This is a genomic window from Moraxella marmotae (assembly GCF_042219885.1).
Classification (GTDB): domain Bacteria; phylum Pseudomonadota; class Gammaproteobacteria; order Pseudomonadales; family Moraxellaceae; genus Moraxella; species Moraxella marmotae.
The window spans coordinates 27,092-45,152 of sequence record NZ_JBHJHR010000004.1; the positions used below are offsets into that span (position 1 = coordinate 27,092).

13 protein-coding genes and 1 CRISPR repeat array are annotated in these 18,061 nt (G+C 42.6%); of the genes, 2 read left to right on the forward strand and 11 right to left on the reverse strand.

Annotation, left to right across the window (positions count from 1 at the left end):
- Positions 1 to 8: 8 nt before the first annotated feature.
- The 9 genes from ACFBZI_RS10930 to tnpA form a co-directional block, all read right to left on the reverse strand.
- Positions 9 to 1,019 carry a RelA/SpoT domain-containing protein gene (locus ACFBZI_RS10930; RefSeq protein WP_375716399.1) on the reverse strand — a complete coding sequence of 337 codons (1,011 nt, stop codon included), beginning with the start codon at positions 1,017 to 1,019 and terminating at the stop codon, positions 9 to 11.
- 50 nt (positions 1,020 to 1,069) lie between these two features.
- The gene (locus ACFBZI_RS10935) at positions 1,070 to 1,399 is read right to left on the reverse strand and encodes a hypothetical protein (protein ID WP_375716400.1); all 330 of its coding nucleotides are present in this window, start codon (positions 1,397 to 1,399) and stop codon (positions 1,070 to 1,072) included.
- 22 nt (positions 1,400 to 1,421) lie between these two features.
- Complete coding sequence (locus ACFBZI_RS10940; RefSeq protein ID WP_375716401.1) at positions 1,422 to 1,676, reverse strand: hypothetical protein; 255 nt, start codon at positions 1,674 to 1,676, stop codon at positions 1,422 to 1,424.
- Between the two features lie 12 nt (positions 1,677 to 1,688).
- Positions 1,689 to 2,090, reverse strand: coding sequence for a hypothetical protein (locus ACFBZI_RS10945; RefSeq protein ID WP_375716402.1), 402 nt, complete (start codon positions 2,088 to 2,090; stop codon positions 1,689 to 1,691).
- A gap of 4 nt (positions 2,091 to 2,094) precedes the next feature.
- On the reverse strand, positions 2,095 to 2,604 hold the full coding sequence (locus tag ACFBZI_RS10950) for a hypothetical protein (protein WP_375716403.1): 510 nt from the start codon (positions 2,602 to 2,604) through the stop codon (positions 2,095 to 2,097).
- 231 nt (positions 2,605 to 2,835) lie between these two features.
- Positions 2,836 to 3,453, reverse strand: coding sequence for a hypothetical protein (locus ACFBZI_RS10955; RefSeq protein ID WP_375716404.1), 618 nt, complete (start codon positions 3,451 to 3,453; stop codon positions 2,836 to 2,838).
- Positions 3,446 to 4,420 carry an adenine-specific methyltransferase EcoRI family protein gene (locus ACFBZI_RS10960; protein ID WP_375716405.1) on the reverse strand — a complete coding sequence of 325 codons (975 nt, stop codon included), beginning with the start codon at positions 4,418 to 4,420 and terminating at the stop codon, positions 3,446 to 3,448. Before ACFBZI_RS10960 ends, ACFBZI_RS10955 begins: the two co-directional genes overlap by 8 nt.
- A 246-nt stretch (positions 4,421 to 4,666) precedes the next feature.
- Positions 4,667 to 5,827: an RNA-guided endonuclease InsQ/TnpB family protein gene (locus ACFBZI_RS10965; protein WP_375716406.1), complete on the reverse strand. Its 1,161-nt coding sequence runs from the start codon at positions 5,825 to 5,827 to the stop codon at positions 4,667 to 4,669.
- Between the two features lie 77 nt (positions 5,828 to 5,904).
- Positions 5,905 to 6,312 carry an IS200/IS605 family transposase gene (gene tnpA / locus ACFBZI_RS10970; protein ID WP_375716407.1) on the reverse strand — a complete coding sequence of 136 codons (408 nt, stop codon included), beginning with the start codon at positions 6,310 to 6,312 and terminating at the stop codon, positions 5,905 to 5,907.
- A 152-nt stretch (positions 6,313 to 6,464) separates the two neighbouring features.
- Between tnpA and ACFBZI_RS10975 the strand changes: the two genes are divergently transcribed.
- A complete protein-coding gene (locus tag ACFBZI_RS10975) occupies positions 6,465 to 9,863 on the forward strand; it encodes a YadA-like family protein (protein ID WP_375716408.1) in 3,399 nt (1,132 codons plus the stop codon).
- An 881-nt stretch (positions 9,864 to 10,744) separates the two neighbouring features.
- Here ACFBZI_RS10975 and ACFBZI_RS10980 read toward each other — a convergent pair.
- Entirely contained in the window at positions 10,745 to 10,948 is a 204-nt protein-coding gene (locus tag ACFBZI_RS10980) for a hypothetical protein (RefSeq protein WP_375716409.1), read from the reverse strand.
- Between the two features lie 464 nt (positions 10,949 to 11,412).
- Here ACFBZI_RS10980 and ACFBZI_RS10985 point away from each other — a divergent pair, with 464 nt between their 5' ends.
- The gene (locus ACFBZI_RS10985; protein ID WP_375716410.1) at positions 11,413 to 15,315 is read left to right on the forward strand and encodes a S6 family peptidase; all 3,903 of its coding nucleotides are present in this window, start codon (positions 11,413 to 11,415) and stop codon (positions 15,313 to 15,315) included.
- A gap of 577 nt (positions 15,316 to 15,892) precedes the next feature.
- Here the strand turns inward: ACFBZI_RS10985 and ACFBZI_RS10990 are convergent.
- Positions 15,893 to 16,156 (reverse strand): hypothetical protein, encoded by a 264-nt coding sequence (locus tag ACFBZI_RS10990; RefSeq protein WP_375716411.1) that lies wholly within the window; start codon positions 16,154 to 16,156, stop codon positions 15,893 to 15,895.
- Positions 16,157 to 17,360: 1,204 nt separating this feature from the next.
- A CRISPR array of direct repeats spans positions 17,361 to 17,928; the repeat unit is 28 nt; unit sequence ATTCTAAGCTACCTATGCGGTAGTTGAC.
- Positions 17,929 to 18,061: the final 133 nt, after the last annotated feature.

The following is an 18,061-nucleotide window of genomic DNA, read 5'->3' on the forward strand; positions in this document are numbered from 1 at the left end:
CACTTAATTTACAAAAGTTGCTTTAAATGTTTAATAAATTTATGGCTATCCAAGAAATAGTTTGGGTAAGCTTTTTTGATTTCCTTAAGGTCTTTGGTTGAAATCAAAACCAATTCAATATGTGGCCGATCAACGTTTTGAATTTCCAACAGCTTGTAGATGTTTTCGGCTTGATCAGCTTGCATCTTGCTAAATGGCGTCAAGCTTAGGGTTTTATTGACAGTGTCGAGCTGCATTAAATAATAGTTCTCGCCAGTGGTTTTGGTGCTGGTGATGTGCTTAGAAGAAACAACCCAACTTTGCAGCTTTTGAAAAACTTGCAATTTTTGTTCTATTGTTTTAATTTCTTGAATGATGGTTTCGGTTGGCACATCGGTAAAATCATCGTCAATGACGGTGCATTCTTGCTTAGCAAACAGCACGCTGGCAAGCTTAAAAAAGCGTTTATGTTCATCACTGCCACCGCCAGTTTTGATTGATGCATTTTCAATTAAACCTAAGATTTCCACGGCAGTAGCCCAATAGTGCTGCAACTGCGTGCGAATTTGCAGTTCAATATTTAGCTCGTCTGACTCACTGTGCGTGGTGGCACTGTATTTGAAAACTTGGTGCAAACTACGGTAGCCATCGGCTTTGGGCTGCTTAATGTAATCTTTTGGTGGCAAAAGTGGCTTGTGCTGATGTTTGCCAGATATTAGACTGTTGTGCAGTCGATAAACATCATCTATGGTTTTAACGATGACCCGAAGCCCGCCAATGTCTTGCATTCTTGCCAAGTTCATGCCATCAAATCGTTGGATTTTTTTAATGATTGATGGCGTGCGTTTGAGGCGTTGGGCAACAGTCGTTTCTTTCAAGCCAAGTTTGCTGATGTGCTTGCGAATCAGTGGCTGAAAAGCATTAATTGGGTAGGCGTGCAAGCTGCGCCACTGCGATAGCACTTCCATTGCGGTGCTGTCTTTCGGATCAGCTGCCAATGTCTCGCCTGCTTTTTTGACTTGTTTTTTACTTGGTTTCATTTTGGGTCACTGTGGCAAATCAAATTTTTCCTGCTAATTCCAAATAATCTTTAAAAGCGTCGCTGTCTGCCAGTATGCCAACTGTGAATCAATGGCACCAAAACCAGCACCAACGCACCAAAAACAAAAAAGCCAACCTTAATGTCTTTATTTTTATTTTCCTGCTTGTATTGCTTTTCTTGCTGGATTTTCTGCAATTCCATTTTGGCTTGTTTAGCAGCTGCTTGCACCTCGCTTGAGTTGCTATTTTCAGCTGCTTGAATGACTTGGACTTTGGCGGCAACTACTTCGTCTTGGCTTGGTTTTTTGTCGGCAATATTCCACAGTGCCATCGAAACGGAAAGCAAGCTCAAAATTATAATAAGGTGGAAATCTTTCATCGGGTCGATCCTTATAAAACAATCACTTCCAACTACAATGTGCTTTCGGCTCATTACAAATAGCTTGCTGTTTTGAGCCGTTTGTGGCCTCAACAAACGATTCTTGAAACTTCTTTCCTTGCTCAGTTTGAGGATATCGTTGGAGAACAGGACGACATTTCCAAACTTCTGCGGCCAGTTTTTCGGGCATATCGCGATATGAAATATGAATAATTGCAGTAGCCAACAAAACGCCCAACAGAGGTAGCAGAGAGGGTGCAAAGCTTTTCTGAGACATACCAAATTCCTATTAATTCCAACTAATCTTTAAAGTGACTTTTTGCTCACCATCAACAACGCAAGCAACCTGATAGCCTGCTTTTTCAAAGCCAGCGAGCAAAGGTTGCACCTGCTTTGCCAGTCCGCCTTGAGTCGTGCACCAGCTTGAGTAAGGTTCTTGTTGAACTTCCACTGAAAAATCACCTTGGTTGGCTGCTTGCAAAATTTGTGCATTCAAAAATCTAGCATGCTTCTTGTTTTGGTAAAAAGCAGTTGTTTTTTCTTGCGCTACGCCAATTGGTAGTGGCTCAAAACTTTTTTCTGTGGCGTAAACGTCAAAAGCCATGCCACCAATAAAAAGTACAGTAAACGATATAAGACAAAACCAAACCAAGAAATCTTTGAAATCTGCAGAATATCGGGTGGTTTTCATAATGCTAATCCTTATATTTTGCAGTCAAAACAGCATCATTCACCAAAAAGTGTTTTTCCAAGTCTTCCTGCGTTCTTGGTTTGTATTTTTTGGCAATTTCTTTGACAAACGCCGAAGTTCTGCTGGCGGTCATTTGCGAATAGGGGTATTTTTTAGATGGTGGACGAGCGTTCACCAATTCCCAATCTTTCAAGAAAAATCGCCCCATCTTGTCAAAGCCGCCGATAGGGTGCAGTTTGCGAGCTTTTAGCTTGATAAAGACAGCTTTTATTTCGTCAGTGCCAAGCAGGTCAGGTTGGCTGCGGTGCTCTTGCACCAACTTTTGTACCTTGTTGTAGGCGTTGCGGATAGTCTTGATATTTTGAACTTCGAAAGCGTACTCTTCTTTGAGCTGTTGTAAAAACTGCTCAACAGCAAACGGGTTTTTGGTGTCAAAGTTTGTTTGGCTGTCTTCCAGCTCGAGATGAAAGGCTAGGTTGTCGATATGTTTGTCGATTTTACTTTGGTTCAGCATAGGGTTTTCCTTTTGAAAATGAGCGACAATATCACATTTTTACAAATCTACCTGTGTGGTAGGGCGATTGATGGCGCGTGATCATATTCTAAGCTGCCTATGTGGCAGAATGCTATCTATGAAGAAAAGGATAGCAAAAGAAAAGCAAGGACAAGCAAATATCGCCTTGAGCCTTTACCGATAGGGCGTTAGCTTTTTGATATTCTTCGGTTCGCCAGTTGTTCGGTGCAACTAGGACAAAAAAGGCAACAAACTTTCCATGCTACGAGCTTCTTTTAAAGGTTTTGTTGGAACTTCTCGATTTTCTGTTGCATAGCTTTCAAAACTGTTCAAATCTTTCGATCCAAACCAACCAATTATTGCCGAATTACGCAAACTTAAAACAGTGGTTCTGTTTATCGCATTGCTAGTAGGTTGAATAACCAACCAAAAGTAAACTTGAATATTGATTTCTTTTAGCTCGCTTCGCTTTGTAGCCAGCTTGAAATTATTAACAATATATTGCAAATCTTTTAGTGCTGATAAAGATGATTTAATTGAGCAATAAATATAGTGGCCATCTTTGTGCCTAAGCTGTAAATCATGACCTAAGTCAGCTTGACCAGACTTTTTATCTACTGCCGAAACAGCATATTTGCCATTGCTATGGAACCATCTCAGAACCATCATTTCCGAAACTTCGCCCATTAACAAATTATTAAATCGTTCCAAGTCATCTCGGTCATGCAAGTCTTTTCTATCAATGATAGTTGCCATGATGTTTTTGGCATTCTCAATGCAAATAGCCAAATCATCACGAGTGAGTTCAAACTGAACAATGTCGGAAATTTCTAAGTTTCTATTAGCCATTTTGTTCCTTTGTTTTAATAAAAACTCGCTTATAAACTCTCTGTTTATTAACACAGGCTTGTGCAACACCACTGTCTTTATGCCAAAGCCCGTAAGAAAAACCCTTGCCCTCACTCTCAGTAGTCCCAAGAAGTTCAAATTGATTGGGGTTAAACTTATCCAAAAAGCTAATAGGCACACCCATCACACCATTATAGTCACTGGGAATTGCTTTGGTTTCAGGGATTTCAATAGCCTTGTAATTGTCGTATTGAATATAAGCCTGCTTATTTTGTAACTTAGGGTATTTGAGCAGGTTTTCTTTCATACTCGATAAAGGTATCGGTTTATATCTTCGGTTGTGTTCGATATTGGTGAGCCAAATGGCGGATACATTTTTCAGATTAACACCATTTTCTACTCTGTCAACATCGCTTTCATTGGCTGTTTCAAACCACATACCTCCAGACCAAGGGCGAAAACCTGACCATATTTCATTTTCCTTGATTTTTGGGAAAATTTCTTTAAAAGTTACACAGTTTTTATTACAGATAACGGCAAACTTGGTTTTGCCAGCAAAAATCCAAGCCATAAAATTACGGAACAATGAGAATGGTGGGTTTGTGATAATGTAGTCAGTCTGATCTCGAAGCTGAATCAGCTCATTACTATTAAAATCACCATCACCATTCAATAAGGCAAGTTCTTCGCTATGTCTGGTTTTCCGTAAAATCTTACCCTTACCGTCTTTGCTATAACAGGTGCTAACAAGTTCTTTCAAGCCTAGTTTTTCAAAGTTTTTAATGAAATAAGCTGTAAAATTACTCCAACTAGGGTCATCACAAGGGCAAAGGACAGACTTATTTTTGAAAAGTTCTCTGTCAAAATCCAAATATGCTTGTATTTCTGATTCAATATCTATTTTTCTTGTATAAAACTCGTCATTTTTAGCTTTAATTGCTTTATTGAGTTTTAGATTGGTTGCCATTTTACCACCTTTCACTTATCACGTTGTTCCAAAAAACCTACCTAAACCTACTCAAAGTAAATGTAAAACATTGCTAATCTCAAGATTGCAAACCAGATTCCACAATCTGTTCCAAAAAACTACCCAAACCTATCCAAAGATAAATTCGGTGCTTTCTTCCTACTTCACAGTTCGTAGCCATTGGCAATTGCCGCTGGTCTTACACAAACTCCATAGGCTGACGCGGTGGAACTCACCGCCATGCAATTAGGTTGCAAAGTTTAAAATATTAATCGCTGCATTAATATCACGGTCATGGTGCGTACCACAATGCACGCATTGCCAGTCACGGATATGCAGCCCCCATTTCTTGCCTTGTTTGTCATTGTCGTATTTTTCACCACAACAGCTACAAGTCTTAGAACTCGGGAAAAACCTGTCAACAAACTTAACTTGTTTTCCCCATTGTTCTGCTTTGTATATCAGCTGCCGTTTGAACTCGTAAAAGCCTAAATCTGCGATAGAACCTGCCAGTTTATGGTTTTTAACCATGCCTTTGACATTTAAGTCTTCAAGACATATCACATCGTGGGTTTTTACCAACTTTGTCGTCAGCTTATGCAAAAAGTCAAGTCTGATATTACCGACTTTCAAGTGCAGTCGTGCCAGCTTGGTTCTCGCTTTAGCACGGTTGTTACTACCTTTTTGCTTACGAGACAATGCTCGTTGAGCGCGTTTTAATCGCCGTTGGGCGACTTTATAAGGTTTGGGTGCTTGGATTTTGCTGCCATCAGATAAGGTGGCAAAATCAGTAATGCCCATATCAATACCCACAGCCTTATCGGTCTTAGGTAAAGGCAAAATCGGTTCTGCCAATTCCACAGCAATGGAGACAAACCATTTATCGGCTCGTTTATAAACCTTACCATTTAAAATCTTACCAGCAAATCTTAGCTTTTCGCACAGTCGCACTAAGCCTAAGCGTGGCAGTTTGATAAAGGGCTTGCCATCCACTTCTACAATGGTGAAAAGATCATTTGTCAGTGAAAATCTGTCGTCAACGCCTTTCTTGCGAAACTTCGGATATTTACTATCCCCTTTAAAGAAACGATCAAAACCAGTGCCAAGCTGTCTTATTGCTTCTTGCGGTACGCACTTGCTAATATCCATCATGAACGGAAATTCATCACGCTTGATGGCGTTTAACTGTTTACGCAACTTACCCTCTGTTGGGCGGTTTAGCTTGGTTTTATCTATCTCAACGCCAAGTCTTGCACATTCATCACGATATTCTTTATCCTGCTGGTACTGTTTTTGCCATTGCTCTAAGCCCCAATTGTAGGCAAAGCGAGCAACGCCACAAGCTTTGGCGAGATGAGTTGCCTGCTTGTTGTTGGGTTTAAGCTGTATGCGTTGCCCGCGTATCATAAATTTGCCTTTATTGGTTAAAATTGGATAGATTTGCTTGGGTTTTTGTTAGCTGGTTTGAGTCCAACCAAGCCAAATCAAGCATTATCAAAACGGTTATTTAAATAACCAGCAACGATATTTTCAACATCAGCCTCTTTGCTAACCAAACAATAGCCCCTTGCCCAAACTGCAGGCGTGTTTCCATAAAACTTAGCCAATTCTTTGGCATATTCCTTACGAAGCAATCTGCCTGTAACAGTTTTTATCGTCCGAACAAACTCTGTGACATTCGCCGCAGGGGAGAATGAAAAAGTTAAACTGGCATAATTGGAAGTTGCGCCAATATCTATCACCTCAACTTCACATTTTTGGCACAGCTCAGATAGGGTGGTTTTTATGCTATTTTGCATGGCGTTGTTTAAGCAGTGCTGACTGTTTTTTGTGAGTATCAGTAAGTGTAAAATAATTTGGTAATGGCATCTAAAATGTGGTTTATTTTTCATAATTTTTATTGACGGTAAATAAAATATGTTGTAAAATATAACCCATAACAAGACAAAAATCAAGTTTTCATTGAAACTTTTTCATCAACAGAGTACGATAAGCAGTTTAGTTCAGTTTCTTATCGTTTATTTATAAAAAAGGAAATTATCCTATGAATAGATCTTATAAGATTGTTAAAAACGCCAACGGCACTATGTCTGTGGCTTCAGAAATCGCCAAAGGCGTGAAAAAAGGCATGGCTGTCATTGCCTTTTCAGGTCTAGGCCTAGCATCTATGACAGCAACTGCTGCACCAACTGTTGTTGAAGATGGGGTCATTGCTCCCAATTCAAAACAAGCGGTCAATGGTGGTCAGTTAGACGCTGTGCGTGAGCTGTTATCTATCGGTGTGGTTATCGCCAAAAACGCTGAAAACCAATCTGCCGAAGCTTTAAAACAAGCCACTGCCAGTGCACAATCCTCTGCCGACAGCAGTAAAACCGCCAGTGCTGCCCAATCAACGGCAAACACGGCTCATACACTGGCCACCGAAGCCAACGCTTTGGCAAAAAATGCCGATAAAAAAGCACAAACGGCAGTAACTACGGTGAATACCCTAAGCACCACAGTTGGCACGCTAAGCACCAACTTGTCAGACTTAACCCGTAAAACCCAAACCATCGAAAACACCGCCAATACCGCCAGCACCAAAGTGGGGCAGTTGGTTGGTCAAGTACAAACCCTAAACACCACCGTAACTACTCACAGCCAAGCCATCAGCACTGCCCAAAAAGACATTGCCGATCTTAAAAAAACACTGGTTGCACCATCGGATAATGCCCAAGCCTTACAAATCGCTAACGAAGCCAAATCAAAAGCTGATCAATCTTTAGTATCAGCCACCACGGCACTGGACAAAGCCACCACGGCTGAAGCTGCGGCTAACACAGCCACTACCAAGGCAGCTGCATTGGAGGGCTTGGTAAACAACCATAACACTGCCATCACCACACTGAACACCAACCAAACCCAACTGCAAGGGGTTGTGACTGCACTAACCAAATCGGTTGAAAAAAACCAACAAGGGGTCAAAGATGCCACCGTTAAGGCAGACGCAGCTGTCCAAAAAGCAGACGGTTTAGAAACTCGTGTTACCACCTTAGAAAACACAGCGGTGAAATATGACTCAAACACGCTACTAAACATCAATAACCGCCAGCTGACAGGTCTAAAAGATGGCACCATCGCTCAAGGCAGTAAAGATGCGGTGACAGGGGGTCAGTTACACACCACAAACCAAGCTGTGAAAGCAGCCAAGGATACAGCCGATAGTGCTTTGCAAGCTGCGACTACTGCCGCCACCGAACTGGCGAAAGTTAAAAAGGATTTTAGAGATTTAGATTTTTCTCTAGAACTAACTAAAAAAGCAGCGGGAGATGCGACAAAAGCAGCGGGAGATGCGACAGCAACTGCCCTGCAAGTCGATAGCCGATTAAAAAATGCAGTTAGCGAGCTAGAAGACAGCATCGCCAAAGGCAAAGCAGACACCAACGCCTTGGCACGCTCAGTCGTTGAAGCCTCTGCTAAAGCAGACGAGAGCAGAGAAACGGCAAACCAAGCCAAAGCCCGTGCTGAAGAGGCTTACGCACTGGCAGAGTCTGGTCGCGCCACGGGTACGCTAGACGAAACCACCCGTCGTCAAGCTGCGGCTGCTGTTGCTAAAGTTGATCAATTCGCCAGCAAAGTTACTGACGCTGAACGCACTATCAATGCAGGCACTGCTAAAATTGATGAATTTGGTACTAAGCTAACTGATGGTTTAAGTGAAATTCGCACAGTCGCTGATAAAGTCACTGCGCAAGAAAACAGCGTCGCCCAAGCTGCACAATTGGCAACCACAGCCAAAACAGCAGCTGACCAAGCCACAGTAGCAGCAACGACTGCAAGCACAACAGCAAATAATGCTAAGACTGCCGCTGACCGTGCAACGAGTGCCGCTGAAACAGCCACAACAACAGCGACTGCTGCCAAAACCGCTGCTGACAAAGCCATCACTGCGTCTGAAACAGCAACCACAGCTGTGGATAACTTCAAGCAAACTTTGAATGCGGCCACACAGCGTGTGGGTACACTTGAAGCCAGTGTGACAGGTGTTACCGATAAAGTAACCGCTCAAGGCACTAAGATTGACAGCAACAAACAACAAATTGACGCTCTAAAAGCCGAACACACCAGTACAGCGACGACTTTGCAGCGTGTACAGGACAACCTTGCAACAACGCAAGATCAAAGCCAAACAGCCATCGCCAAAGCAGATAAAGCACTGGCAGGGCTTGAAGCGGTTGATGGTCGTTTGACTGCTGCCCAAACTGCTGCGACTGATGCACTGGATAAAGTAAACGCTCAAGGTGCCAAGGTTGAGGCCTTAGAGGGGCGTGTTACTGTCATCTCAAATGATGTGGCATCTGCCAAAACCATCGCCCAAAAAGCACTGGATACGGTAAATAATGCCAATAACAACACCGCATTGAGCCAAGAAGCCCTAGACACCGCCAAGTCTGCCAAAACCGCAGCCGAGCAAAGCACAGCGTTGGCAAATACGGCACTGACTGCCAGCACCGAGAGTAAAACCGCTGCTGATACGGCTGTCGCTACTGCTAACCGTGCAAGCCAATTGGCCAATGAGCAAGCCAATAAAATCAGCACGCTACAAACAGCGACTGCGCAAGCCAATGCTACCGCTGAAAAAGCCAACGCCTTGGCACTAGAGAGCAGTAAACAAGCACAACAGGGCATTTCAGCAGCGGCCATCGCCGATCAAAACTCACAAAAAGCCCTAGAGTTTGCTACCACCGCTAACGGCAAATCAGATCAAGCACTGACAGCGGCCAACTTGGCATTAGACTCGTTCCAAGAGCAAAATCAGCAAGTGACCACCAACAAAGTGGACATCGCCCACCTAAAAACAGACCTTGGCGTAGTACGCACCACCGCAGAAACTGGCAAGCAAACCGCTGAGCAAGCCAAAGCCCTTGCTGAAAAAGCGGCAACCAAAGACGACTTGGAAGAAAAGAGCCTAGCCGATCGCCGCTATACCGACAATGTGCGTCAGCAAGTGGTTAGCCAAGTGGTTGCAGTAGATAAGAAAGTGGACAAAGTACGTCAAGACACCAAAACCCGCCTTGATGAACAAGATGTCCACCTACAAACCATCAATGCCAATGTGCTACAAGTCAATCGCAATGTACAAGCGGTAGTCAATCAAGTAAATACCAACACTGCCAACATTGCCAATAACAGCTATCGCATTGACCAGCTAGAACGCCAAACGGTAGAAAACCGCAAACAAGCGTCAGCAGGCACAGCATCAGCTCTGGCAGCAGCACAAATCTACCCAGTGGTAGGCAACAAGATGACCTTTGGTATGGCAACAGGGGCTTATGATGGCCAATCCGCCCTTGCGATGGGTTTTAGATACGCGCCAACCCCAAGCCAAGTGTACAGCCTAACCTCCACCGCTGATTCACAAGGCAAGTTTGGTGTGGCAGCAGGTTTTAACTTCGGTTTCTAACCAATTAAAACCAAAGCTGAATAAGTCAAACAAGTAAAAGCAAAAAGTAAAACAAAAACAAAGCCATCACTGGATAGTGGTGGCTTTGTTGTTTTAGATGGTTTTAGATTGGTGGTGTCTAATTAGATTGGCGGTGTCTAAAACTTGGCAGTTGGTTGGTGAAAATTGGTAAAAAGCTGATTATTTGATTTTTTTTCTTGATTTTTGATAAGGAAGTGGTATTATAAGGGTTAGGAGAATGGCTAAGCGTTTCCACCTAGCCGCACCTTGGGTATTGCGAGTACCTTTAGGTGTTTGGTATTACCAAGCTGGGTAGCTTAGCAATAACAAGGCAATGGCAATTGCGACTTTCAGGAAAGTACTCATTGCTTTTCTCCTAAGTTTATGGCTTACACTTACAAGGTCGTAAGCGTTAACCTGACCAATCAACCCTGATTGGCTGGGTGCATTATAAAGAAGCATAAAATAACAGTCAAGCATTCCACTTGGCTGTTATTTTTGTCAGTCTAATTATTTTTTCTTGATTTTTAGAATAGAAATGATAATATAAAAACTGGAAGCGTTTCCACCTAACCTAGCCATGGGTGCTCCCGCACCTTTAGGTCTTTACCATTACCAAGCTGGATAGCTTAGCAACAGCAGAGCGATGAGAACTACTGCTTTAGCAAAGAAAGTTACATGGTAACAGTCAAGTTAATCTTGGCTGTTATTTTTTTTTTTGCCAATTTCATCGTAATTAATCGCAATTAATCGTAAGTTATCGTAATTTGTCGTAAAACAGCACAAAAAAATTGCCACATCGATAGAAAAATGGCAATTTCTATCAGTAATGCATCAACATCAACAGAAAATAGCGATTTTCTATCGGTGAAACCAACCAGCTATTCTGACAAATGTTTAGCATGAGCCAATATCGCCTGTTTGATGGCTTTGGCTCGATTGCCACCGTAATGGGCTTTAATGACTTGCAATGCGTCAAAAATCTCCTGCTCGTGTGGACTGATGATCAGCTGCGAAACTCGCTCTAAAGCCTTATTTTGGTAGTTTAGGCTGGCGTTGATTTGTGCTTGTGATGTTTTTTTCATATTTTTTCTTGATTTTTGATAAGGAAGTGGTATTATAAGGGTTAGGAGAATGGCTAAGCGTTTCCACCTAGCCGCACCTTGGGTGTTACCGCACCTTTAGGCGTTTCTTGCACTAGAAAGCTGGATAGCTTACCAGCACAAGAACGATGACTAGCGCTACTTTGATAAACAGGCTCATCGTTTTTCTCCTAAGTTTATGGCTTACACTTACAAGGTCGTAAGCGTTAACCTAACCAATCAACCCTGATTGGTTAGGTGTATTATAAAGAACTATACAATAACAGTCAAGTAAAATCTTGGCTGTTATTTTTTTTGTCTTGCCATTATATATTAATAAAAATAATAAATACCTGTTATAATATATTGACAATAACCCACCAAAAATGCTATATTCTGCTCGAAAATTAACCATAGTTCGGCAGCTTTTTAGTTTGCCAGCTGCTTGATATTCGAGGCCTTAATACATGAACAAAATCTTTAAAACCAAACGCAACTCTCGTGGGCAGTCGGTTGTCTGCTCAGAAATCGCCAAGTCAAACAGCAAAGGACGCATTATCGGGGCAGTGCCGGCTTTAGCTGCCGCTTTGATGACCATCAGTGCTGACGCGTCGCTGGTTCGTGGTGATATTGATTATAACTACTTTAGAAACTTTGCTGAGAATAAAGGCCAATTTCAAGCAGGGGCAGTAAATATCCCAATCTATGACAAAACAGGCAAGTTTTTAGGAACTGCGTTACCCAAAGACATTCCCATGCCTGACTTTTCAGCGGTGGACAGCACCAGATACTTATCAGGTCTGATTGACTACCAACGTGTTGCCAGTGTTAAGCACAACTCCAATAATCATTTTAATGGTTTAACCTTTGGTGATAAAGCCGATGGTTTTGGTAAGTACCGCTATCGCTTAGTGAACCGCCATGACCACTCAACACTCGATTACAACACCCCACGCCTAAATAAGATGGTGATTGAAGTTGAATCAGCGGAGTTGCCAGAAGATTTTAAAGCCGAAGATTTGACCAATGGTCGCTTTACTGCCTTTGCTCGCATTGGTTCTGGCACTCAGGGGGTGCAAGATGGCAACAATATTGAAATCACCCACAATGCTTATTTGTTTGCCACAGGCGGCACGGCCCTTAAATTCTTGGGCAATAAAGGCGATATGGTGACAACCGTTATCGGCGATGTCCAAGATAATGAAACAGGCGGCGGTCCGCTGGTGTCTTATGGCACCAAAGGCGACAGTGGTAGCCCGCTATACGGTTATGACCCAAAACTTGGTCGTTGGCTATTGGTGGGTAACATTGCCCAGTTCTACGGCTATGAAACCGCCAAAAACAACTACATGATCACCCAACGAAACTTTATCCAAGAGGGGCGAGTTAAAGACGCTGCGGGTATTGTGAATGCTCAATCTGCCAAGCCTGTGCGTTGGGAAGATTTGGGTGGCGGTGAGAGCCGTATTACCAGTGAGTTGTCATCGTTTGATGTGGCACTACAAAATGGCAGTAACCTTGATAACGGCAAAGATGTGTACTTTAAGGGCAAGCCTGTGGACTTGGTGTTAGACAGTGATATTAACCAAGGTGCAGGCGGTTTGTACTTTTTAACCTCAGGCAAAGTACGAGCTGCTGATGAAAACTTTACCCATCAAGGCTCTGGCGTATATGTTGATGAGTATCAAAGCGTGGATTGGCAGGTGAAAAACCCATCAGGAGACCGCTTGTCCAAGGTTGGTCGTGGTACGCTGGTGGTTAATGGCAAAGGTGTCAATAACGGTGCTTTGGGCGTGGGTGAGGGCTTGGTGGTTTTGGACCAAAAAGCTGATGATAATGGCCGTAAGCAGGCATTTTCTTATGTGACACTGGCCAGTGGTCGTGGTACGCTGCAAATCAACTCTGCAGATCAGATTGGCAGCACTGATGGTATCCGATTTGACAATGGTGGTGGTACACTTGATGTTAATGGTAATAACCTTGTCTTTGATCGCATTACCCATGCTGACAAAGGGGCAAATATCATCAACAGCAACAACAAAAAACCAGCGACAGTTCACCTAAGAGCTGATCAGAAGTATTTGGGTAGTTTTGGGACAAACCCTGTGGCGTTTGGTGAAGACTTTTCAGTGCTGGACACCACAGGTATTGGCGTACATGACATTAATAACTTGTTAAACCCTGATGGAGTGTTGAATCTTCGTACCACTGCCAATGATGTTAAGTTGCAGGGCAATGTCAATATCAAGGGTGATGTTAATGTAGAGGGCGGTAATTTAACGCTGTCTGGCGCACCAACCGTTTATGCTCACGAAATCAAGGGCAACCAAGCGGTGACTTATGAAGTGCCAACCGATTGGCAGAATAGAAGTTTTGCTGCTAAGACTTTCAATGTCAATCAAGGCAGTTTGCAGGTAGGGCGTAATGTTGTTGCCATTGATGGTGATTTTGTTGCTAATAAAGCTCAGATTGTTTTGGGGGATAGTGTTAGAGACAAAGCCATTGATAAGTTCGTGCCGATTATCAAAGCGACAGGTAATGTCAGTTTGCAGAGTGCTGACTCAACGCTGACTGTCAATAAAGCCCATTTAAAGGGCAAGATCGACGCCGCCGACGCCAAAGTGAGCATTAATGAGCAGGGCAACTGGACACTAACAGCAGACAGTACTGTGGGTGATTTGCACCTAAATAAAGGCTCAATCAATCTTAATGATGACACCATTTTTACTCAGTTTAATACTTTGCAGGTGAAAAACTTAACAGGTGAGGGCAAGCTGCGGTTTTCTACCGATTTGGCAAGTGCGGTGGCCAATAAGCTGACGGTGACAGATAAGTTGTCTGGCAACTATGTGATCTCGGTGCGTGATTCAGGCAGAGAGATTAAACAAGGTGCTGATGTGGCACTGCTGGATATTAAAAAGCCCAACCAAAACTATCAGTTTAGCTTAGAAAACGGCCATGTGGACGCAGGGGCTTTCCGTTATGCGCTAAAAGATGGCAAACTGGCTGGTGGGGCAGGCGTGGCAACAGATAACGGTTTGGGCAGTGTTGATCCGAATTACAAGCCCACTGATTTTGGTAAGATACACGACGCCTTTAAAGACCAAAAAATCATTACCGCCATTCGTGAGATTTATAACGGCAAGGGCAAGAAAACACTAACCCCTGATGAGTTTTTAAAACTGATTCGTGGTGTGGGTTTGATTTCTGTTGAAGTTAATGAAAACGGTGATGTGGCTCGTAACCTTGAGAAAACCAGTTTTGATAAGACGCAGCTAACCGAAGAAGACAAGGAGATCATTGGTGCTAATGGTATTGATTTGGATAAGGTTTCTGCTGATAGTCTGACAGACAAGACCAGCCCTGACCAAAAAATCAAAGAAGTTACCTTGTGGGACGTGCAAACCGCTTTGGAGAACGGCCTTGACCCTAAAGCGTTGAGTGCAGGTGGTTTTGGTGTTGTTACTGGTGGTGTAGGCTTGCAGAATAGCCCAGCGGTGGGTGTACGCCAAGGCAGCCAAAAGCAGATGATGAGTAAATACGCCAATGCGGTGGTTGAAAGCCAGTCTATGCACGACATCTCTCACATTCAGCGTGGTGTAACCAACTTTATGCTGTCTGACAACCCAGTTAGCATTAGCTATGGCAGTAAAACTGTGGCCAGTCGTTCTGATTTGTTCCGTGATGTTTCAACCGACAGCGACAGCCAGCAGTATGCAGTGATGAAAAAAGTCACTGATAACAGCAGTGTGGGTTTGGTTTATAGCAAAGAGCAGTTTAAATCCACCAATGCTGACAATGTACGCTCTAAAGACGATGTGACAGCCAAAGATGTGCTGTTTAAGCATAAGACGGACAAGCTGACCTTGGTGGGCTCTGTGGGTGCTGTTAAACACAATCAAAGCTATGTGGTTGATGGTCAAGACAACAAAGCGGTGCAAAAAGGCGTAAAAGCAAGTGCGACAGTGGCTAAAGATTTTGCCATGAATGCTGTTACTGTTACCCCACAACTGAGCGTAACGCATTTGCACAACAAGCAGGCGAGCTTTGAGATTAATGGGGCAGAAGTTGTCTTGCCAAGCAAACATGACACCACTGTGGCAGCGGGTGCAAGCGTGAAGTACAGCACCAAGGTTGGGGCGGTGAGCGTTGAGCCGATGGCGTCTGCGATGATTGAGAGTGGCAGTAAACAGACGGTTGTTGTTAATGGTCATGGCTTTAAAGCCGAGACTGGCGACAAGCTGCGTTTGGGTGCAGGCGTGACGGTTGGTTATAACAATGCTTCATTGGGCGTGACAGCTGAGCATGTCAAACAAGACAATGCCAAGTCTGATGTTGATGTCAAAGTCAGCTTGGGCGTGAAGTTCTAATTTGTTACTTATGCTAAATTAAATATAGTAACATTTCTGTAAAATAATGCTACGATTTGACTAAACTTTTGTTTTTGACAAGATGTGGCATTATTGGTAATATTGCTTTCGTTGGGTTGTTGTTGGTTGATGGACCATGGCAACCTGACAGCCTATTGTTCGACTACCACCGAGCATTAGACATACGATAGATAGCATAACACAACAGTTACAACAAACATAATAAAACATACAAATTGCTAGGCTTTTTATTATGTTTTACATTGAAATGTAGTAAATCACCGTAAAGAGACTCAAAGCACTAGATAGCCCAAAAGTCCGACTTTACACTGATAACTTCAGAAACTGTCCCAACGATGACTGTAATATTGGTTTGTTTTACAAATAACAGTTGAAGTGATCACTAAGACAGTGGAATTGGCTAACGGTCAGGCCATGAGTTGAAAAACTCTAAAATTAATCGGTTGGCATGTTTTTATATGTTGGCTGTGCCCGTAAAACTTCCTCATAGCTATAGTCAAAGACAAAACAAAAACTGGCCTTTCGCAAGATTGGCCAGTTTTTTTTGCTGCTCAAACTACATTTTGGTGGCTGCCAGAAAAACCAGCAAAACAGCTATCAAAACGAAGTAAAAACCCGACAGATATTTAAGCTTAAGCTTGGTCCGCCCGAGCTGCACAAGTCTTTTTCTGATTGGTGGGACAAGCAGGGCAGTGGCAAACACAAGCACAGCACCCGCCATTGGTCTGTCGATGCTAAAAGCACCAACTGTTGTGAAAAACAAATATACAGCCGCTAACCAGCTGGCAGTTGCAAGTAGAAAATTTGAGACGAATAACATTATCACCGCCATTTTTAATTAATAATAGGCAATAGTTTACCACCATTTTCCTGACTTCAGGAAAATGGTCAATTTTAAACCACTTATGTGGTAGCTACTTTTGTTCTATTTTGTTGATTGCTAAACTGCTTATGTAGCAGAAAAAGTTTAAAAGGTAAGCAAGCTGTCACATTTCCAAACTGCCTATATGACAACTAACTGACAATCACAAAACATGCGAAGACAGCGAATTTTCTAAGCTGACTATGTGACAGCCAACATTAGCAGAATTTTTGATTGTTGCGATTTCTAAGCCACCTGTGTGGTGGATAACAGTAATCTTGAATTTTTTGGAACAAGAGACATTCTCCAAGCTGCCTATGTGGCAGCTAACAGCTGTTTTAAGTCGGTGCTTTTTAAACTGCCTATGTGACAGTTAACGTTGAGTTTTCCTTTTGGGAATTTCTAATCTACCTATGTGGCAGTTAACACGGACACAGTGAGTTACTCTCGTGTGTGCTTTTTCTAAGCTACCTGTGTGGTAGTTAATAGAGTGGGTGATTTTGGCAATGTGTGTCGCTGCTTCAAATCTACCTATGCAGTAGTTAACATCGTTAGCATTGTGAGCAAGCATACGCAACATTTCAAATCTACCTATGTGGTAGTTAACCAGCAACAGCAAAATATATCAGTGATTTAGCATTTCTAAGCTACCTGTGTGGTGGATAACAAATGAGTAAGGCGGCGGTTATAGCCGAATCGCTTCTAAGCTATCTATATGACAGCTGGCATTCAAAAGTCGCCTGATACAATGATTTTCCAATCTACCTGTGTGGTAGTTAACTTGTAAACTGAAAGTTTACAACTGCCTATGCCTTCTAAGTTGCCTGTGTGGCAGCTAACAGCTTAGAAAAGGCGATGTTTTTTCTAAGCTACCTATGCGGTAGTTAACTTAAGACGGTTGTGGGTTTAGGCACGAAAACCTTTCTAATCTACCTGTGCGGTAGTTAACAAAGCAAAAAAAAGGTGCTGAAAGTAAGCACTTTTTCTAAGCTACCTGTGTGGTAGTTAACAATTATTCTATATATGCAAATGCTTACTTCATTTTCTAAGCTACCTGTGTGGTAGATAACAGAGCAAATCACAAGAAACGATAGAAACTATCTTTCTAAACTACCTGTGTGGCAGATAACTAGCTTTGAAACAAAAACGCCTCCTCCCAAAATTTCTAAGCTACCTATGCGGTAGATAATCCTGATTTACTAGAACAACGAATAATATTTATTTTCTAAGCTACCTATGCGGTAGTTGACAATTGTGGCGAGATTTTGCACATGCTTTTTTTATTCTAAGCTACCTATGCGGTAGTTGACGGGATATAGCGGGTACTAAAAGGTATATAAAAATTCTAAGCTACCTATGCGGTAGTTGACAAAAGCAGCTTTTACGCGCTATTACAGCGCTGATTCTAAGCTACCTATGCGGTAGTTGACCTCATCTGTTTTATAAACTTAGTGAGCCGGTCATTCTAAGCTACCTATGCGGTAGTTGACATTTGGCAATGTTCAAAGATGCGGCAGCGTTTATTCTAAGCTACCTATGCGGTAGTTGACATTTCATGCGTAACTTGCTGTGTGCTTGCAAGATTCTAAGCTACCTATGCGGTAGTTGACACCGCACTTGGCAAGCGAAAACGCAAAAAAGTATTCTAAGCTACCTATGCGGTAGTTGACGTTTATAAAACAGATGAGCGTGCATGTTCTCTATTCTAAGCTACCTATGCGGTAGTTGACAATGACAAGTACAACCAAACCACTTTAAAATCAACGACTTACGGAAAATATCCTTATTTTACCAATTTTTCAACCAACAACACTAGCCATTGATTTTAAATAAGTTTTTCTTGTCAAATTTTTGATTGGTTGG